Raw genomic sequence first — 20,679 nt, forward strand, 5'->3', positions numbered from 1 at the left:
TTTTGTCTGCTCGTACTTATGAAACTGGACACCGCTACACATCACAGTATTCTTCAGCTTTATCGTTGGCTTAAAATTCTATTATGGGAACCGATGCATCAATGGATGGAACGAATTCACCGTAAACCTAGTCGAAAATCAGCGGGTAGGCGCAAGAAACAGTGAGCTAGTATTTCCGTCACTCAGGGGAAACTACATAAATTTACCAAATGGACAGAGAGCTACCTTCTGGTGGGCAATCGACTTTTTGGTAATGAAAACTAAAACCTTGTTCAGAATTATTCGAAAACTATGCCGCCGACTTTTTATGCAACGCTAGTGATTTAACGATTATTAATACCCTTAATATCCGCAATGTGAGGGGGGTGATGCGATGCTGCTTGATTGCGCGATAATCGGCGGGGGCCCCGCAGGCCTGAACGCGGCGCTGATGCTTGGCCGGTCCAGACGAAACGTCATGCTGTTCGACGATAACCGTCCCCGCAACGGAGTGACTCAGAGGTCTCACGGCTTTCTTACCCGGGACGGCGTGGCGCCGGAGGAGCTTCGGCGGATAGCCCGCGAGGAGCTTGGCAAGTATGCATCTGTTCAATGGCGTCAAGCCCGGATTACAGAAGTCACACGCCCAGAGGTGTTCCAGCTGGAGACTGGGGCCGGAGAGCGTTATCACGCCCGGACCATTATCATTGCCGCAGGCCTGCGAGAGGAGCTTCCCGCCGTAGATGGCATGAAGGAGTATTATGGAAAAAGCTTGTTCGGCTGTCCGTATTGTGACGGATGGGAGCTGAGAGACAGGCCGCTCGTGCTGATTACGGATCATGAGCATGCATTTCATACGGCCAAGCTGATTGCGAATTGGAGCCGGGATTTGATCGTGTGCACCAACGGCCGGCGTTTGCTGACGACTGCGCAGCAGGAGGCGCTGCGGGCGAAGGGCATTTCCGTTTATGAGCAGCGCATTGCTGCTCTTGCCGGAAGGCACGGGCAGCTGGAAAAGGTGGTTTGGGCCGATGGCGCAGAAGCCCGGAGAGCCGGCGGCTTCGTCACCGCCCGGTGGACACAGGCGGCCTCGTTCGGCGCGACGCTTGGCTGTGCAGCCGATTCATTCGGCGGGCTGCTCATTGATTCGTTCGGCCGAACAAGCGTCCCCGGTGTATATGCTGCCGGCGACAGTGCCAGCTTCGCCCCGTCCCAGCTCATTATTGCGGCCAGCGGCGGAAGCCGCGCCGCCATTGGCGTGAATACCGATCTGGTGCAGGCCGATTTCGGCTAGGGACGAAGGGAGCAGGAGCTGGCTGCCGCTTCACAGGCTTCCCCGCACTGTTGATCCGCTTCCGCCGCCATTCCTGTGGTTCACCACCGTCTGTAACGCCAAGCACCGCGCGGCCGGGAGCTTCGTGCGGCGCGGGAAAAGAAGGTTCAAAAAAATCAGACCAAAGGCTTCTGGCTGCTCAATCATACGCAGGACGGCCGGAAAATGCCGCCTGGCCTGATCCTGTGAATGACCGGCCTGAAACGACGCCTGGCCGATAATAGAAAATCGCGCTCTGCCCAGTCCCCGGTGCCCGAATCACATAGAATAGGGTGAATGACCCGTAAACTATGGATGAAAGAGGAGAGGGCATGGCCAGTTTCAAGCAGGCAAACCGAGTAAAGACGAATATCGCCCGGGCGATGATGAGGAAGCCGGAAATAACCGGCATCGGAGTCGGATTTGCCAACCCGCGCTGTCCGAAGCAGGGGGCTGCAATTATTATATACACCGAGAAATCGGCGGCAGCAGCAAGGCTGTCGTTGCCGACAAAGGTAACGAGCGCCGGTTTGACGGTTCCGATCCGGACGATTGCGGCCGGGATGGCGCGGCCGAATAAAGTCCGGCCGACCCAGACGTTTACCCAAAGAATCCGGCCGGTTCCGGGCGGCTACAGCGTGGGGTTCCCAAGCCTGAGCGGCTCGCCGGGGGCATCCGGCACTGCCGGGCTCATTGTGCGCAAGAACGGCAGCAGCCGGCTGCTGATTTGCAGCAATGACCACGTGCTGAACCGGAACAATACGGCCGGCTTCACCGAAACGATACAGCCGGGTGCCGCAGATGGCGGGCGTCCCGGTCTGGATCGTATCGGCCGGCTGGATCGGTTCGTCCGTTTGCGCAAGAACGGCGTCAATCTGCTCGATGCGGCTACCTCGGTCCCGGACCGTAACAAGCTGCTCAGCCCGACCTACGCCGTGGTCGGCACAGTCCCCGGGCATCTGATGACGTATCCGGTCGGCGCGCGCTTCAAGAAGGTGGGCCGGACCACCGGCTTCGTCCGGGGGACCGTGGAATCGGTCAATACGAATGTGAAGGTGAACTACGGCAGCTATGGCGGCCTCGGCATGATCGAGTTCGCGAACCAGACTATCGTTACCGGCGCTACTCCGGTTTCCGAGCCCGGAGATTCCGGCTCCGTATGGCTGCGGAACAGCGACAGCTTCGCAGCGGCGGTGAATTTCGCCGGTCTGTCCGGGGGCTTGCGCTCGGTCTCCTATCCATTTAACTGGTTCGCTCAAGTATTTGGCGTCCGGGTTGCCACCCCGCGTGGAGCCGGGGGAAGCAAGCCTTCCTGCAGCAAGCCCGGTATCCCCTTCGCCAAGCCGCTGACGCCCAGGCAGCTGGCTGGAATTCAAGTCGTTTCCGCCCGCCGCCGAAGACGGGCGTAATCGAAACAAGCCGCTGCCGGGGCAATGCAGCATTAGAACAAGCCCGGAATTATTTCTTCCATTTGAGGATGCTGGCGTTGCGCCGCACACAGCCCGCGGTTGACCGCCATCATTTCGGCTTGAAGCTGCCATAGGAAGATTGCCTTTGCTGCCTATGCCTGTCGTTCCGATAAGCGGTTACCGCAAGCAGCGCCGCCAATAACCCGCTGGTCTCGGGAACATTGGCGGCGCTGCCCTTTTTTCTGTGCAAGCCCGGCTTTCATGGGGATGCGACAGAAAGTCATGCTGGTTTTAATCAACGACGGTATCCGGATCAGCCATAAGCTTCGTACGTTGAACCGATTTTACCGATTTGCTGTACCCTGAATAAAAATTCCCCCGCCTACAAAATCGGGGACAGCAGCCGGGTGCACGACTCCCTGATTTTGTGCAGCCGGGGCCGGGCCTGATAATCCGCGTAGGTCAGCTCCCGGCTGTGCTTCATATCCTCTTGAAAAATGTCGCGGAGCCTTCCGGCCGTTCCGGTATCGTAGAGCATGGCAATGACCTCGAAGTTGAGCCGGAAGCTGCGGTTGTCCATATTGGCCGTTCCGACCGAGGCCAGCTTGCCGTCCGTAACGATCGTTTTGGCGTGCAGAAAGCCTTTTTCATACAAGTAACACCTCATGCCGATGGACAGCAGCTCGCCGAGGTACGAGTACGAGGCCCAGTACACCATCTTGTGATCCGGATTGGCCGGTATCATGAGCCGGACGTCGACACCGGACAGCACCGCCATTTTCAAAGCGGTAAGCAGGCTTTCATCCGGCACGAAATACGGCGTCTGAATATAGACGCTCTCCTTCGCAGAGCTGATTAATTTGATGTACACATTGCGAATATGCTCAATCGGATAATTCGGCCCGCTGGCTACAATTTGCACCCCCATTCCGTCCTGATCGGACATGGCGGAGAACAGACTTGAGCTCACGATCAGGTCCGACTCCTTCTTGGAGGCCAAATTCCAGTCCAGCAGAAACTGGGCCTGCATCTGTCCGACGGCATTACCCTGAATAAGCAGGTGCGTGTCGCGCCAGTAGCCGAACCGCCGGTCCATCCCGAGGTACTCCTGACCGATATTAAAGCCGCCGATATACCCGAATTTTCCGTCAATAATGGCCAGCTTGCGGTGATTGCGGTAATTGACCCGGAAGTTCAGATACGGAATTCTGGAGGGGAAGAAGGCCGCCGCCTGTCCGCCCGCAGCAATCAGAGACTGAAAAAATTTGTTTGAAATGCGGTGGCTGCCCAGGCGGTCATACAAGAAGCGGACCTGCACCCCTTCCGCGGCCTTGCGCGTTAGTACCTCCACAATTTGCTTGCCGAGGCTGTCATTTTGCACAATGTAATACATCAAATGAATATGATCCGTGGCGGCTTCCATCGTTTCCAGCAGGGAGTCGAATTTCTGTTTGCCGTCGGTAAAAATGTGCACTTTGTTATTTTGCGTATAATAGGCCGAGCTGCTTGTCAAATTCATATAAATCATATCGCGGTAGTCAGCCATGGACGGGTCCTTGAACTCAATTTCGTCCTTGGCCAGCTGGCGCTGCTGGGAGGAGATGAGGCCGGACATAATTTGACGGCTTCGTTTGTTGATTTTATACAGCTTCATCTTACTTAGATTTTGTCCGAAAATTAAATATAGAATAAAGCCGGCAGCCGGAAGAAACAGCAGTACCATCAGCCAGGCCCAGGTGACCCCGATATTGCGCCGTTCCAGAAAAATAACCACCATGGCCAGACCCACGTTGACAATGAACATCAAGGTGTACAAGTCATTTAGAATAAACATGCCCCCCATTCCAATACCAGTCTGTCGCTTTCTAGAATAACCCAAAACGGGTAAAAGTCAACATGGCCTGCGATGTACACAAGGGCGGAAGGTGAGATATAATCGTGATATATCCTCATTGTTCGACAGGAGCTGTCATGACGGACGTTCAATATAAATTACTGGCATTTATCCGATCCCTTCAGCGGGCAAGCGTGTGGACGGAAGAACTGGAAAAATGTGTGGAAGGCGAGCCGATTACTTATGAGCAGTTTGCCGGGGCGGTGTTGGCCTTAGAAGAGGGTGGCCTGCTTCGTGAGATGAAGTCGGCGGGCAGACGAGCGAAGCCGCCGAAGCTGGCTGAGCGCTACCGCATACACAAGGCAGCGCTTCGTTCGGAGCTGCATCAACGCTTGCACCGGTATCGGCTTGAGCTGCATCCCCTGATCTCCCTGGATCGGTACTTTTCGGAGGAAGAAGACCTCTTCGCTGGCGATCTCCCCTATCTGCAAAGCATTGACCGTTATTTGCACGATCAGGGCTTGCCTGATGACGCTGCGTCTGCAGAGGAGAGAAGCTTCGCCCTTGTCGGTGACGAGAAATGGGTGACGGAGAAGAAGGGCAGGGCGATCCTGGAAAGAATAGGCCTGTGGGACAAGCTGCTTATAGCGTTTGCTTCCGATCCCCTCATGATGGCGGTTCATCCGGGTCAGCTGGCCGGGTCGTCCGATACGGCCGCCTGCCTGCATTTAATTGTGGAGAACAAGGCGACGTTTCAGGCACTGCTCCCCGCATTGCCCGAAACACGGTTTCACACGCTGATATACGGATGCGGCAACAAAATCGTAGGCAATCTGGAGATGTTTCCTCAGCAGTATCCGATTCAGGGGAGGGAGCATCGTTTTTATTATTTTGGAGACCTGGATTATACGGGCATCCAGATTTGGCATCATCTGTCCATGAAGCAGCCTGTCATCCCGGCGATGCCGTTCTATACTGCTTGTCTGGACAGAGCCCCGGCAAAGGGCAAAACGAATCAGCGTCGGGATGACCAGGCTCTGCGAGATTTTATGCGCTGCTTATCGTCCCGGGATGGGAAGCGGCTTGAGGAGAGTCTGTCAAACGGTTGTTATTATCCCCAGGAGGCCTTGCCGGCGCAGGAGCTGCGGGACATTTGGAGGAACGCTGTATGGAGCTGAACGAAACCGTCGATGTGCATCAGATTGTATCAGGCTTTCATGAGCGGATGTCGAAGGTGGCTTTGTTCGATCCCCTTTTTGAGCTGCAGCGCAAAAAGCAAACGGATCTGGACGGAGCAAGCATCGATATGATGGAGCTCGGGCTGCTGGCGCTGCTGTATTTCTTCGAGCAAAAGCTGATGCGCAACCCGAAGGCAGGGGCTGCGGATTTGGCTGTTTTTTTGCGATCGGCGATTGCGGGACGCTTCCGTATGAACGGGGACGCATATGAGGACCTTGCCCGTTCCATTATCCAGGTGTTCCGTCCGGCTTCAGGCCGAAAAAGGTCGTTTTCTTTTTATAATTGGGAAACCCGGGGACAGGATACGGTGTATACGTCTATTTTGAAGACAAGCGCTTTTGATACCAGGACGAATACACAATATTATGCGCTCGATGAAGACGGGCTTGAGCTTGTATTTGCGACAAAGGAATTTTATCTGGAATTTCAGCTTTCTATTCATCAGCTTGTGCTGCGCAAGCAGCTGGAGAAAGGCGAGTTTCAGGGGGCGCTTCGGCAAATCAACGAAATGCGAGTGGATGTAGAAGCTTTGCAGGAGCGCATGATGAAGCTGGCGCATGAGATCAAACGGAGCATTGTTTCCGAAGAAACCCTGAAGAAGTACGGAACGCTGCTTGACGATATTTACTCCAGGCTTCATCGGGAGAATGAGGAATTCGAGGAGCTTCGGGACTTCGTCAAGGAGACGAGGGACCGCATCTATTCCGACACGCTGCAGACCAGGCAGCCGCACGCATATGAGTATATTCTGCGAATATCCAGTGAACTGGAGAAGGTTCACGGGGAGCATACCTTATTGCTTCAGCGAAGCATGGAGCTTAAGACCGGCGCGCTGCAGGCGGCCAAAGAATCGTTATATTACACCGGGATGGATTCATTCAATTTCGATCAGGATATCGCGAGCTTCATCTTCGGTTCTCCGCTGCCTCTTGTGGCGCTTGAGGGTGTGCTTTCTCCCTTTATGGGACTTGAGCATATGGCAGCCTGGTCGCCCTTGACGATATTCGCGGAACAAAATATAGCGGGTGACGGCGAGGAAGACAATCGGGATGAAGCCTTTCTGGAAGCGGCCGATCCGGATCGGGCAGGTGCGTTCGCACAGCAGCGGGGCAGGCTGTTTGCTGCGTTGATGAAGGATATGCTGGAGGTTCTGCGTACCAGAACGTCCGTGTACTTGTCGGATATCTTGAATCTATATCGACAGGACAGCGAGAGAGCATTATGGCTGGACAAGCGTGCGTTCTATGATTTCTGGCTTATTCTGCACCAGCGCAGCCCGATTCGATCGAAGCCTCTGCAGCCCGATGTGGAGGAGAGACCTACCGGCATGGAAGAGGCGCTTCGGCTGCTGGGGGATAGAACGCTCGTTCTGGTGGAGGAGCAGGGAATTCTACAAGTGAATGATCGCTATGCAATCCAGGAAATGAAGCTGCGATGGGGGGATGTGGACGATGCGCTATGATAATGAAACGGTGATGAGGGCGTTTAGCCTCTATGTCGAGCTGGCGCGGCGAGGTGTCGTGGAGCGGGAAGGATTGCAGCAGTATTTGGCTGACGACGAGATTAGAGGTCTTGTCGATCAATTCGCTCGGGAGGTCGATTGCTTGACACTCACGGCGGGGGATCAACTGCATTTGATTCCAATGGTCCGACTGTCACCTTTCCATGTGTCCAACGATTATTTGAAGAAAACCTATTTGCGCGGCCAGGCGGTGAATGCGGATTTGTATTTGTTATATGTTGCTGTCATGGTTCTGATCGGCGCATTTTATGATAGTTATCAGAGTATGGAGCCGACACGGGATTTCTTGCCGCTGGATGAGTGGCTGGGACTGGTTCAGGAACGAATTGAAGGTCTCAAGGAGCATGATCCGGAGCAGCTGAAGGGCTATGAGAAGCAGTTCTCCTATAACTGGTCGGCGATTATTGAGAAATGGGACGCTATGGACGATATCAAAGAGACCGCAAAGCGGCAAACCGGCAATACGATCAGTCGCTTGAGCTTCCTGGATACGGTTCGGCGGTTCGTGCTGGACCAGAAGCTGGCTGAAGAGATCGGGGAGCATGAGCTTGCTTTGACGGAAAAAGCGAAAATCATTGTGCAGCGGTATTTCATGGAGCTTCAATATAACCGCGGCATCCTGCAGTTTCTGTACCGGTTTGAGGAGGAACGGAAGCACGTCGATACGCGGAAGGAGGAGCATTCGAATGCCGACCATCTCCAAGATCAGGTTCACCCACGTCATCTATGAACAGGGAAATAAACGTTACAACAACGAGACCTTTGACTTCCACGGTCACAACGGGGCGATTGTGCTTGAAAATGGCGGTGGCAAAACGGTGTTTATCCAGACTGCCGTTCAAGCGATACTGCCCCATGCCGATCTGGCTGGCCGCAAGCTGAAGGATACGCTGGTGCTGGATAACGGTCCGGCGCACATTGCGATTGAATGGATTCTGAACGACAAGCCGCGTCGCAGATATGCGGTCACCTGTGTCAGCTTGTTTCAAACCGGCAATGGAATCGATTCGTTCCGCTATGTTTATGAGTACGGCGAGCACGACCCGCACGGTCTGGATCAGCTGCCTTTCGTCAAGCCTCACATGGGCAAGACGCGGCCGGCCGACAAAGGCGAAATGCAGGATTATTATTCCTCCATGGAGCAGCGCTACCCGATGCATGCCAAAACATTTGCCACGATCAAAGAATACAAGGCGTATTTGGAAGAGCAGTTTCAGATCATAACCGGCGAATGGGAAGCAATTGTGAAAATCAATGATACGGAGGGCGGCATCGAGAATTTCTTTGACGAATGCAAGACGACGACCCAATTGTTTGACCGGCTGCTTATTCCGACCGTGGAGCAATCGATCGAGGGCTATGAGCAGGGGGCATTCGCCAGGATGTTCGAGGCGCATCGCGAGGGATTCAAAAAGTATAAGGAATTGAAGGAGCAGATCGAAGAGAATCGGCGAATATTGCAGGAGCTGGGGCAGTATGTGAAGCTGTTTGCGGGGTTGGACCGCGTCGAGCGGTATTATGAGGAAAGCCGCGCGGAAGCCAAGGCTTATTGGCAGCTGTCGATGGAGCATGCAGCGGAGATTGAGCAGGAGACCGGCCGTTTATTGCTGCAGGAAGAAGATTGGCAGCGACGCAGCAAGCAGCATAAACGGAAGGGGAAATCGCTGGAGCTTGTCCGGGAGCAGCAGGAACAGGCTGCCATGGAGACGCTGCTTGGGATAATCCACGATGATTTGGAGCGCGCCGAGGAGCGGCTGGGGGAAGCGGAGGTCCAGTATTATTCGCTGCAATATGCGGAAGCTCGGGAGAAACAGCAGCAGGCGAAGGCCCGGATCAAGCGGCTTGGCGATCAGCTTGCCCGGGTTTCCCATTCTGAGGATGAGCAGGAGTTGCAGCGGCGCTGGGAACTGAACGGTGCGCAGCTCCGGTACTTGTTCACCCTACAGGAACAGAAGCTTACGGGCGGTCAAGTGGAGAAGGAGAGGCTTCTGGCTCAGCTGCAGGATGACCTTGGCTCCATGGATGGGAAGCGGCGGCAATTGGAGAAGGACATCGCGGACAGCGAGAAGTCGCTTCTGCTCCAGGAAGCCGAGCAGCGGGGAAAGCGGGAGCAGATGGCACAGCTTGCCCGCTCTATTCTAGCCAATCCCCAGCTGGAAAAGGTTGAGAGGCAGATGCCCCTCTGGGCCGAGGAGGAGCAGCGGCTGGAGCAAAGCCGGATTGAGCTGCTGCAGGAGCTGAAGCGTCTGGAAGGGGAGCGTGCTGCTCTTGAGGGCAGGCGCAAGGCGGCCGGCGAGGAGCGCGCGGAAGCGGAACGGGAGCTGGCGCGGCTGCAGGAGCAGGAGAAGCTTTGGCATGCGGATCATACGGAGCTGAAACGGGAGCTTGTGCGGCTGCGTCCGTCCTGGGAGCGGGTAGGCTCGCTATATGAGAAGCAGGCTTCGATGATGGAACAGATCGAGGAAGTGTTAGAGCGGCTGCGTCATCAGAAGCAGAGGCTGTTCATGAAGGAGAGATTGGCTTACCGCTATGTCGATGATCACGGGGAGCAGCAGCTGTTTTTCGCGGATGCGGCGGTTTCCGGATTGTGTGATCAGTGGAGTCATCATTTTTCCCTGCTTCAGCTGGGAACGGATTATATCCAGAGCCTGGACGTCACAGCTGTGGGCGAGCAGCGCCCTGACCGGCTGTGGGCGGTTACGCTCATTACGACGGCGCATGAGAAATCCGCGCTGCAGCAGAGGCTCAGGCAGGTAAGCGGCAGCCTTGCCTATCCTATTCGTATCCTGAATACCCAGGAGGCCGCCGATACGATCCAGGGACAAGGGTCGTCCAGAGAATCGCACGGCGAGTGGGTGGTCCCTGGTCATTGGCTTGACAACGAGCAGCCAGCACGCTTCGAGCAGTGGAAGGCGGAGCTGGCGGAGCAGGCCGCGCTCATTCGAAGTGAAAGGGAAGCTGTAGAGGCGGACATGGCCGAGTGGCAGTCGGCGCAGCAGAAGCTGGCTTCGTTCCTGGCGAGGTATCCGCTGCCCGCCCAGCAAGAGCTGGAGCAGCGACGGTTGACGGAGCAAGGCAGGCTGCTTGAGCGAGCCCGGGAGCTGGAACGGCTGGAGCATCAGCTTATTGTGAACCGTCAGACCGAGGAACAGCGGCGAAAAGCGGAAGCCGAAGCAGGGAACCGCATCCTGCAGCTCGGCGTGTGGCTCCGCGACGCCCAGCAGTATATGCGGCTCAGCGGCGAGGTGAACAAGCTGGAGCAGGAGTTTGTCCCGCTACGGGAGCAGCTTGTACTGCTGCAGCGACGGTTGGACCGCGAGCAGAGCTTGATGAAGCAGAAGCAGGAGGAGCACGACAAGCTGCGCCAGGACGTGCAGGAGGTCGTTTGGCAATTGCAGCTTTTACGCCGGGACGAACGGTATGCCGAGGTGCAGTCTTGCTCTTCGATTGCTGTTGATGGGACAATCGAGGAAGTGAAGGAGTCTCGCAAAGCACTGGAGCTGGAAAGGCACCGCATTCTTCAAGAGCGAACACAGCTGGAAACGGAGCTCTCCCGTGAGCAGGAGAGAGCGCTGGAGGGTCAGCGCTTTATGGAAACTCTGCTTACGGAGCATCCGAATCTAATGGAGGAGATGCAGCTTCCTCTGGAAGTGGAAGCGCGCAAACGGGACGAGTGGACAAGGATTCAGGATTACCGTCAGCTGGTGAAGAAGGTAAACCAGGAGAAGGCCGGAGCGGAGCGGGAACTGCAAGCTAGAAAAGGGGCGCTGGATACACTGCTGCGGCAGTTCAAGGCGCAGTTTCCAGGTGATGAGCCGGATCGTTTTATTGAACCGCTTCCGATGGTGGAGGATCGACTGCAGGAAGAGGAGGCCCTGCTGCAGCAGGAAGCGGAGCAGCTGCAGCGTCAACAGCGGCAGACGGCCCAGCACCAGGCGGAGCTGGAGCAGGTGATCGGCTTATGGAATAAGCATCTGCTCGTTCATGCGCTTGAGGATGTGAGGCTGTCAGCCATGGTCATCCCTGTCGAGAACCGGACGGAGTTTGGATACAGCCGCAAGGGGTATGCGGAGCGATGCATTCAGCAGTTAAGCGAGCGTCTTGCATTGCTTGCCAGAGAACGAAATCTGGTGCAGACGGGGCGGCAGCAGTTCAAGGATTTCTGCAGCAGTCAGGTCAAGGATGTGAAGCTGAAGCAAATGACCATCCAGGGGATCGATACGAAGCAGCGATACGAGGAGATCAAGGAATTCCAGGAATCTATGGATCAACGCATCCAAATGGTCATTCATATTGGGGAGCAGACGCTGCAGACGCATGATCAGGAATTGCAGCAGTACATTCAGCATATTCATACCCATTTGAAGCTGATCCTGCAGGAGCTGAAAGAAATTCCGAAGAAGACCCGGGTAAAGACCGATGAGGGCTGGAGAGACATATTCAGCTTCACCCTTCCGATTTGGGAGGAGCAGGAGGGCAAAGAACGGATTCGCAAGCATATCGACTGGATCATGAATAAGCTGGACCGGGCTGCCAGCGATCAGGAGCAGGCCGGCTGGCAGGAGCAGCAGGCCCTGCTGCGCAAAAGTCTGGATAAATGGCTGGACTCGCGACAACTGCTGCAAATTGTTCTGGCGGGCGAGGGCATGAAGGTAACGTGCCACAAAGTAACCAATGATCAGCAAGTTACCCGGGCCGCCTATTCGTGGGAGCAATCGAATCGCTGGTCCGGCGGGGAGAAGTGGAGCAAGAACATGACGCTCTTCCTCGGGCTGCTCAATTATGTCGCGGAGCGGAAACAGTATATCCAGACCAGAATGAAGCGTCATCGCACGGTGATTTTGGATAATCCGTTCGGCAAAGCATCCAGCGACCATGTGCTGAGTCCTGTCTTTTTTATCGCGGAGCAGCTCGGGTTTCAAATGCTCGCCCTGACCGCGCATATGGAAGGGAAGTTTCTGCAGGATTACTTCCCCATCGTTTACAGCTGCCGTCTGCGTCATGCGGCGGATTCTACGAAACAGATCGTGGAGGCGAATCAACAAATCCAGACGGCTTATTTTCGCGACAATGACCCGGACACCCTGGATCGCATCGGTACCCGGGTAAGCCAGATGGAACTGTTTTTATGAACCAAGGTCGGTTCGGCATGTACAGGGGATTTGCATAGAAATGAAATCGTATGGTTCTTCATCATGGATACAAAGCATCATCTTGTGATTCCTGCACTCGTGCCTCACGAATGGGCTGCTTCAACGAAGTGGCCTTTTCGGGGGCATTTGTGTTTTGCACAGAATATTCAAGGATGTTGTTGGATAGGCTATGCGTAAAGTCGCTGGCTTGCAGGTGGTCTATGACAGTTCTCTTTGCTTCGATTCTTCTGCTTCTGCTCGGATTCCCGAAAAAGCAGGTTCGCTCCAGGGAAACCCGGGCGGTGATTTCATTTCTTTCGGTATCCCTGGTTGCTCTGGCTTTAGCCGTGTTACACGCGTCAAAAGGGGGGGGCTATCTCTCGACGCTTATTCATCATCTGATGCAAAAGGTTGTCATCGCATTTGGAGGTTAGGGATCGTGTCACTTCTCCGCAAGCTCTGGAAAAAAACTAGTCCTGACAGCGCTCCAGCCCCCGGCCGGGCCGGCAGTCAATCGGAAGCTGCAGAGCCGCGCTTATCGGCCAGCCTGGCGCATAATCTTCAGCGCATCAAGGACAAGGTGCAGCATGCGTCCGACCTGATCGTCCGCGAGCTGCAGGTGCGGGGCGTAAGCGGCAGCCACACTGCGGCGGCCGTGTTGTATATCGACGGCCTGGCAGATAAAGATATCGTGCACCAATGTGTGATGCTGCCACTCCTTCGGTGCGAGGCTGGGCCGGGACTCCTGCTGAACCAAATTGAACAGCAGATGATTACCGCTAGCGGCGTCAAGCAGCAGGTACTCTTGAAGGATATCGTGGCCAGCCTGCTGTACTCCAGCACCATCGTCCTGATTGAAGGGGAGAGCGCCGCTCTGATCGTGACCTCCGAGGGCTGGGAGCACCGCATTGTAAGCTCGCCGAATGCAGAGCCGCTCGTTCGCGGCCCGCAGGACGCCTTTAACGAAGTGCTGCGCACGAATACCGCGTTACTGAGGAGGAAAATCAAGGACGAGCAGCTTGTTCTGGCTCCCTTCAAGATCGGCTCACGCACGGTTACCGACGGTATTGTCATCTATCTTCAGGATACGGCGAACCCGCGCATTGTGGAGGAAGTGAAGCGTCGGCTTGCGGAGGTGCAAACCGAGGGGATTCTGGATAGCGGACAGCTGCAGGAATATTTGGAGGACTGTCCTACGTCTCCATTTCCCCAGATTAGTTCAACGGAGAGGTCCGACAAGGCCGCTGCAGCAATTCTGGAGGGCAAGGTGGTGGTGCTTATTGACGGGACCCCGTTTGCTCTTTTTATGCCGGTGACCTTTCCAGAGTTTCTGGTATCGACCGAGGATTATTACGGCAAGTTTTTGGCCGCAACCATGCTGCGCCTCGTGAGAGCATTGTCGCTTATGCTCGCGCTGCTGATGCCCTCCATCTATATCGCCGTCTCTACGTACCATCAGGAAATGCTGCCTACACAGCTGATGATCGCCATTGCCGCCAATCGAAGCGGGCTGCCGTTTCCTGCTTTTTTTGAAGCGCTGATTATGGAGGTCAGTCTGGAACTGCTTCGTGAGGCAAGTCTGCGCATACCGGGATCGATGGGACAAACGATCGGCATTGTAGGGGCTCTTGTCATCGGTCAGGCTGCTGTACAGGCGAATATCGTCGGGCCGGTGCTGACCATTATTGTTTCGATTACGGCCATCGGCACCTTCGTCATTCCGAACTATAATGCATCGGTCTCCATTCGGCTGCTGCGGTATCCGATTATGATTTTCGCTGCGGTGCTCGGGATCTTCGGCATTGTGTTCTGCACAAGCCTGATTCTGATGCATATGATTCATCTCCGTTCCTTTGGCGTCAGCTATCTGGCTCCGATTACGCCGCAGACCATGAAGATTATGGATGATTCCATCTTGTTCAAGAAGCCCAATCCTCTGCTCCGGTTCCGCCAGTCATTCCTCGGCAGCAGAAGCCGCAGATAGGATAACAGCCCTATCGCTTGGAACAGAACCTTTTCGTGCAAGCAGCATGATGACCAGGGGCGCCACCGTGACTGAAAATGGTGCAGGTCCTATTGGGTCGACCGAACGCCGTCATGCAGCGAAACACCGCGCGCCGTATTAAGTAAGGAAGCTAGTTATCCTGCAGACAGGGAGGCAGCCGCAATGAGTGCAGAGCGTATTAGCAGCAAGCAAATCTTCATCCTGTTGTCCTTTTGCGTGTTCGGTACGATCTTCTTTACACTGCCCAGAACTCTCACTGATCTCGCAGGCCATTCGGGCTGGCTATCCATCCTGATCGCAGGCCTGATGTTCCTGCCCTTCATGTGGATGCTGACCCGAATCGGCTTTTATATGAAGGAGGAGCCCTTTATTCCTTTTTGCCTGAGGCTGCTCGGGCCGATGCTGGGCCGGTTGTTCGCCCTGCTTGTCTTGCTTCCCTTGGTCGTCATTTCGGCGATGACCTTACGTGTCATTGCAGAGCTGTTTATTTCGCTGGTGCTGCCGGAAACGCCAATCGAGCTGGTGCTCGCGCTGCTGCTTATCCTTCGCTATTATTTGACACTCGGAGGAATTTCCGCTATTGCCAGATGGGCCGAGATCGTGATTCCCGGCATCGCGGTTACCTTCATCACCCTGTGCGCCTTGTCGATCAACAATGTGGAGCTATCCCGAATCGAGCCGCTGTTCAACGCTTCCTTCGGGGAAGTATTCCGCGGGGCGGTCGTCATATTGAGCGGGCTGACGGAGATGCTGTTTCTACTCTTTGTCTGGCCGAATCTGAGGAATAAGCATGGGGTGTTTGCTGTGCTGCTGTATGCCGACGCGGTGCTGATGGCTGCCTTTCTGATCATTTACCTGCTATCCATCGGAACCTATGGCAGCGCCCTGACCGCGCATCTGACCTATCCGTTCATCGAAATGGTAAAGGATATTAATATTTTCGAGTTCATTCAGCATCTCGAAAGTATTTTTTTGGCGCTATGCATTTTTATGAATCTGACCAAGGGCAGCTTTACCTTCTACATGATCCTCATCGGCTGCAAGGATTGGTTCGGAGCCAGCAGCTATCGGCCGCTTATGCTTCCCGTCACCCTGATAATGTTTTATTTGGCGCTGGTTCCTCAAAACCTGTATCTGGTTCTGATTGAATATGAAAAAGCAAAAGGGTTGACCTTTTCCGCCTATGCGTATGCGCTGGCCGCCATCCTGCTTCTTGCTGCCAAACTTAAATCCCGGGGAACGCGCCATGAGCAGACGGGTTAAACAGCTTCTGCTGCTGCTTCTTGTCCTCTTGTCGGCAGCAGGATGCTGGAATAGGCGGGAAGCGGAGAAGGTCGAATATGTGCTGGCGGTCGGCATCGATCTCAATGAGCAGGGGCAGACGGTTATCAGCGTGCTGACCCCGGTGCTGGAGGCGCTGAAGCCCCAAACCGGAATCAAGCAGGAGCAGAGCAAAACATTAAGCGTCAGCGGAAGCACGACGTTTGAAGCTATTCGCAACTATTTGGATATTACCGGAAAAAAGCTGTTCTGGTCCCATATGCAGGTGCTGTTGATTGGAGAGAAGGCGGCCAGGGCAGATGTGCTTCCGATGATTAATTTCTTCTCGTCCGATCCCGAGCTGAGAGGGACAGCCACTGTTGCGGTCGTGAAAGGAAGAGCGCTGGACATTCTCGAATCGAATCCGGACATTACATCGAACCCGTCGGATTATTTGAACGATTTGCTCAAAAACGCCGATCTGAATGCCAAGTCGCCCAAAATCAACTATACCACCTTCTCCAGGCTGCTCACCGATCCAACAGGCGGACAGGCATTTGCTCCGCTGGTCTCCGTCATGGATCAGAACCAATATGTGCGGCAAATTGTAGGTACCGCTCCTTACCAGGGCGGAGACACGAAGCAGTCCGTATTATTCGTCACCGGCGGCATGGCGGTGTTCCAGGGCGGCAAGATGGCAGGCATCTTAAACAATGCCGAAACCCGCGGCTTTCTATGGGCGAAGCACATGTTAAAAAGCGCCATCGTCGTTGTACCGTGCCGGGATGAGCAATGCAGCGTATCCCTGGAGCTAAGCGGTGAAACCGGCGGCAAAATCAAGACCCGCTACAGTGATGGCAGGGTAAAAGCCGAGATTTACGTTAACGTCGAATTCAACATCGGCGAGAATACCGGGAAGCAGTTTGCTGTTGATGAGAGCATCATTCAATACCTGGAGGAACAGTTCAACCAAGTGGTGCAGCAGGAAATTACGCTGGCCTTTGACAAGGCCGTAAGGAAATATCACTCGGATGTGTTTGGCTTCGGTAATCGCCTGGAGGATTGGAATCCTGCGCTCTGGAAGACGCTGAAGGACGATTGGGAAGCCCGCCTGCTGCCCGAGGCTGAGCTGGAGATACATGTCGAAGCCAAGCTTCGCCGTACGTCCAGATTGCAGTATTCGCCCCGGGTAGTGAAATAAACATGGGGCATAGAAAGCAGAAAGCGAAGCCCGCCATAAGCGGGGCGCACTTTCGTGCTTCTTCGGGCTGCGCAATCCTGATCATGGACAGCCCCGTTATGCTTGACCAGATGCCCCCATGGACGAATACACCCCGATTAAAGCCATGCGTGTCAGCTGCAGCGCCATGTGGTGCGGCGAATATACCTTATTGTCGGACAGCCACTTGACCATAATCCCCGATGTGGAGAAGCTCACATAGTCGAGCAGGATATCCAGTGGCACCTGTAGCTTCTGCTCCAGATCCAGCCGGGAAAGGCGCACAAAGAAGCCCTCCCGGATCACTTCATTCAACTGGCTGCGAAAAACCCCGGCCGACGTGCGCAGCAGCATGACCCGATAAAACGGATCATGCCGGGACGCATGCTCAAACAAGGTCAAGAACACCGGATCAGGCGTAGTAAAGGAAGGGGCGAAGCGGGTTGAATCCGTGACGCCGCGAATCGATTCCTTGAGCATGTCGATTTGCTCGGCAATCATTTTTTGCAGCAGGTCTTCTTTGTCGATGAAATGGGCGTAGAAGGTCGAACGGTTAATATTAGCTTGATCGGCAATATCGACAATGCTGATTTCGTCGTAGGTTTTTTTGTTCAAAATGACCAAGAAGGCATCGCAGATCATGCTGCGCGTGCGAACAATTCTCCGATCCCGGCTCTGGTTTTCCTTCATTCTTCTCATCCCCCATAAACAACAAAATAGTCGAAGGTGTTGGTTAAGCAACACGAAGATAGCCCCCGAAAAACAAGGAATTGGCGTTGACTTGACCCGCGATGCTCGAATTGCAGATGCCGTATAACGGCAGGACTTCACCCCAATGTTGCAAAAAATGTGGATTATTCTCCACTTTCCCGACAGGATTTCAACTTATGTTTCTTAACCATCGCATCCGTGAAGATTGATTGTTGAACGAAAATGGTTAGTAGCTATAATAATAAATAAGTCTTACAAAATCAATCGGAATAGTTAAATTTAAAGGAGCGGGGAGAAGCAGCTTGAGGGGTGACAAATTTATAGCGAGTCTTCATGACGGGCGCAGCGTGTGGCTGGAGGGCAAGCAGATCGACCATCTTTCTGAACACACGGCCTTCACGGGGACCTTGAGTACGATTAAAGGGTTGTTCAATATGCTGGACGATCCCCTTCAGCGGGACAAGGTCGGCTATCTGGTTCCGGCTACAGGGCAGTATGCCCACAGCTCGTTCCTGGTTCCCTATACGCCGCTTGAGCTGGAAAAGAGAAGCCAGTCGTTCGCCTGCTGGTCAGCGGAAACCCAGGGGATGATGAGCCGTTTGTCTGATTATGCCCGCTCCCTGGTGACGGGCTGGTATGCAGCTCGGCACCAGCTGGCGGCGCTTGACCCGCACTTCGCGGACAAAATTACGGCGTACTATGAGGAGGCGCGAGACCGCGATTTATTTTTGACGACGGCGATCATTGATCCGCAGATTGACCGGTCCAGCGGACTGGATGACAAACGGATTGCAGAACGGTTCCTGCATGTGGTTCGGGAAACATCGGAGGGCATCGTCGTCCGGGGAGCCAAGATGATTGCGACGGGCGCTCCGTACACCCACGACTTTGTTATTTTTTCGTTCCTGCAGTTCCAGTCGCAGCATCATAAGCACGCGCATGTGCTGATCGTGCCAGCCAATTCGCCGGGCCTGCATATCGTGTGCCGGGAGTCCTTCGCGGATACCCGCGAGCTGAACCATCCGCTGAGCGCGCGCTATGACGAGATGGACGCAGTCCTCTTCTTCGATGATGTACTGATTCCATGGGAACGGGTACTGCTGTACGGGGATTCCGAGAAGGTGCTTGCCCTGCGGGCCAATCAAACGGCCAACGGACTGGCCTTTCACCAGAATGTCGTTCGCTTTGTGGCGAAGCTGGAGTTTGTAACCGGCATTGCGATGGCCGTCGCGGAGTCGATCGGGGCCACGGGCTTCCTCCACATTCAGGAGAAGCTGGGCGAACTGCTCACGCAGATTGATGTCATCAAGGCGCTGATTATTGCGTCGGAAACGAAGGCGACGGTTGATGCCGCCGGAGTGCTCGTGCCGGACCTGTCCTATATCGAAACGGCCCGGAGCCTCGGGACGAAATATTATCCCCGGGCGATCGAGATTGTGCAGCAGGTTGGAGCGGGGGGCTTCGTACAGACGCCTTCCGGCATTGAGGATTTCTACGGGCCGATCTCGCAGCTGATGCATCTTTATTTCGAGGGGGCAAGCGTGAGCGCGGAGAAAAAGGTGGAGCTGTTCAAGCTGGCCTGGGATTTAATCGGCAGCCCGCTTGGCGCAAGGCACCTCTTGTATGAACGCTTCTATGCCGGAGACCCGATCCGGAATTTGGCGAATCATTATAACCGGTTTGATAAGGAGTCGCTGACGGACCCGATATGGCAGCGAATGAAGGCCAACAGCAAGGGCGGCCTTACAACAATGTATTGAATGGAGGAATGAGCATGGAGCTATTCTGGTTTATCCCCACTCATGGCGATGGCCGGTTTCTGGGAACACGGGAGGGCGCCAGAGCGGTAACGCACCCTTACTGCAGGCAAATTGCCCAGGCTGCAGACGAGCTGGGCTATGCGGGAGTGCTGCTCCCCACAGGAAAGTCCTGCGAGGATGCATGGATTGTGGCTTCATCCCTGATTTCTGCTACCGAGAAGCTGAAGTTTCTCGTCGCGGCCAGACCCGGGCTGATGCTGCCGACAACGGCGGCCCGAATGGCTGCGACGCTGGACCGCTTCTCCGGCGGACGGCTGCTGATCAATGTCGTGGCTGGCGGCGATCCGGTGGAGCTCGAAGGCGACGGGCTATTCCTGGAGCATGATGAGCGCTATGCGCTGACAGACGAGTTCCTGACCATCTGGCGCAAGGAGCTAGAGGGCGAAGAGGTGGACTTCACCGGGAAGTACCTTCAGGTCAAGGGAGGGACGGTGCTGTATCCGGCGATTCAAAAGCCCCACCCGCCCCTGTACTTTGGGGGCTCCTCTGAAGCAGCGATGGAGGTGGCGGCCGGCCATGTCGATGTTTACCTGACGTGGGGCGAGCCGCCGGAGCAGGTCGAGCGCAAGGTGAAGCGGATGCGCGAGCTTGCGGCGCAGCAGGGGCGCACGCTTCGGTTCGGAATTCGACTGCATGTCATCGTCCGCCCGAGCGAGGCGGAGGCGTGGCAGGCTGCCGATGATTTGATCGCCCATTTGGACGAGGAGACGATTGCCTCGGCCCAGCAAATTTTTGCAAGGATGGACTCCGTGGGGCAGCGCAGAATGTCCGAGCTTCACAAGGGCGATCGCCGTTCACTGGTCATTAGCCCGAATCTGTGGGCTGGAATTGGCCTGGTGAGAGGGGGTGCGGGTACAGCACTCGTGGGTGATCCGGATCAGGTGGCGGCGCGAATGAGGGAATATGAAGCGATCGGCATCGACACCTTCATCCTGTCCGGCTATCCTCATCTGGAGGAGGCCTATCGCACAGCGGAGCTGCTGTTTCCGAAGCTGGGCTACGCCAGACAACCGGGAGGGGGAGACCGCGCGTTCATCAGCCCCTTCGGGGAGATGATCGCCAACAATCGAATTCCCGTCCACCGCGTGAGCGCTGCGACGAGCATGTCCTGACAACTGCATCTTCCAGCCGATTAGTCAACTAAAGGCACCTGAACGTAACAGAACAGGTGTCTTTTTGTATGCGTCTATCCATTCCTTCATTAGAACAGGGCTTGCCCTTATCTATAAGCTTTTAT

General features: G+C 55.1%; 13 protein-coding genes. 11 read left to right on the forward strand and 2 right to left on the reverse strand.

The genetic code is table 11. The features are described 5' to 3' along the window. Positions 1–373 precede the first annotated feature (373 nt). Together WBG83_RS06425 and WBG83_RS06430 are read left to right on the forward strand one after the other, a co-directional pair. Complete coding sequence (locus tag WBG83_RS06425; RefSeq protein ID WP_336743700.1) at positions 374–1,273, forward strand: NAD(P)/FAD-dependent oxidoreductase; 900 nt, start codon at positions 374–376, stop codon at positions 1,271–1,273. A 350-nt stretch (positions 1,274–1,623) separates the two neighbouring features. Then, positions 1,624–2,700, forward strand: coding sequence for a hypothetical protein (locus WBG83_RS06430; protein WP_336743702.1), 1,077 nt, complete (start codon positions 1,624–1,626; stop codon positions 2,698–2,700). A 382-nt stretch (positions 2,701–3,082) separates the two neighbouring features. On the opposite strand, the gene cls is transcribed toward WBG83_RS06430, so the two are convergent. Then, entirely contained in the window at positions 3,083–4,534 is a 1,452-nt protein-coding gene (gene cls, locus WBG83_RS06435) for a cardiolipin synthase (RefSeq protein ID WP_336743704.1), read from the reverse strand. Positions 4,535–4,671: 137 nt separating this feature from the next. Between cls and WBG83_RS06440 the strand changes: the two genes are divergently transcribed. From WBG83_RS06440 to WBG83_RS06470, 7 genes are all read left to right on the forward strand, one after another. Next, the gene (locus tag WBG83_RS06440) at positions 4,672–5,712 is read left to right on the forward strand and encodes a Wadjet anti-phage system protein JetD domain-containing protein (protein WP_336743705.1); all 1,041 of its coding nucleotides are present in this window, start codon (positions 4,672–4,674) and stop codon (positions 5,710–5,712) included. Beyond that, the gene (locus WBG83_RS06445; RefSeq protein WP_336743707.1) at positions 5,703–7,235 is read left to right on the forward strand and encodes a replicative DNA helicase; all 1,533 of its coding nucleotides are present in this window, start codon (positions 5,703–5,705) and stop codon (positions 7,233–7,235) included. Before WBG83_RS06440 ends, WBG83_RS06445 begins: the two co-directional genes overlap by 10 nt. Next, a complete protein-coding gene (locus WBG83_RS06450) occupies positions 7,225–8,025 on the forward strand; it encodes a DUF6063 family protein (RefSeq protein WP_336743709.1) in 801 nt (266 codons plus the stop codon). Before WBG83_RS06445 ends, WBG83_RS06450 begins: the two co-directional genes overlap by 11 nt. Further along, positions 7,982–12,427, forward strand: a complete 4,446-nt coding sequence (locus WBG83_RS06455; protein ID WP_336743711.1) for a chromosome segregation ATPase — start codon at positions 7,982–7,984, stop codon at positions 12,425–12,427. The genes WBG83_RS06450 and WBG83_RS06455 overlap by 44 nt, the downstream gene beginning before the upstream one ends. A gap of 439 nt (positions 12,428–12,866) precedes the next feature. Beyond that, positions 12,867–14,411 (forward strand): spore germination protein, encoded by a 1,545-nt coding sequence (locus WBG83_RS06460; protein ID WP_336743713.1) that lies wholly within the window; start codon positions 12,867–12,869, stop codon positions 14,409–14,411. Between the two features lie 183 nt (positions 14,412–14,594). After that, positions 14,595–15,695, forward strand: a complete 1,101-nt coding sequence (locus tag WBG83_RS06465) for a GerAB/ArcD/ProY family transporter (RefSeq protein ID WP_336743715.1) — start codon at positions 14,595–14,597, stop codon at positions 15,693–15,695. Further along, positions 15,679–16,893, forward strand: coding sequence for a Ger(x)C family spore germination protein (locus tag WBG83_RS06470; RefSeq protein ID WP_336743717.1), 1,215 nt, complete (start codon positions 15,679–15,681; stop codon positions 16,891–16,893). Before WBG83_RS06465 ends, WBG83_RS06470 begins: the two co-directional genes overlap by 17 nt. A 96-nt stretch (positions 16,894–16,989) precedes the next feature. Here the strand turns inward: WBG83_RS06470 and WBG83_RS06475 are convergent, their stop codons facing one another. Next, entirely contained in the window at positions 16,990–17,601 is a 612-nt protein-coding gene (locus WBG83_RS06475; protein ID WP_336743719.1) for a TetR/AcrR family transcriptional regulator, read from the reverse strand. Between the two features lie 323 nt (positions 17,602–17,924). Between WBG83_RS06475 and WBG83_RS06480 the strand changes: the two genes are divergently transcribed. Next, positions 17,925–19,382 (forward strand): 4-hydroxyphenylacetate 3-hydroxylase family protein, encoded by a 1,458-nt coding sequence (locus WBG83_RS06480; protein ID WP_336743720.1) that lies wholly within the window; start codon positions 17,925–17,927, stop codon positions 19,380–19,382. 14 nt (positions 19,383–19,396) lie between these two features. Then, positions 19,397–20,554, forward strand: a complete 1,158-nt coding sequence (gene ssuD, locus WBG83_RS06485) for an FMNH2-dependent alkanesulfonate monooxygenase (RefSeq protein ID WP_336743722.1) — start codon at positions 19,397–19,399, stop codon at positions 20,552–20,554. The last annotated feature ends 125 nt before the right edge of the window (positions 20,555–20,679 follow it).

The sequence above is a fragment of the Paenibacillus sp. y28 genome (genome assembly GCF_037137075.1).
In the GTDB taxonomy this organism is placed as follows: domain Bacteria; phylum Bacillota; class Bacilli; order Paenibacillales; family NBRC-103111; genus JBBBNV01.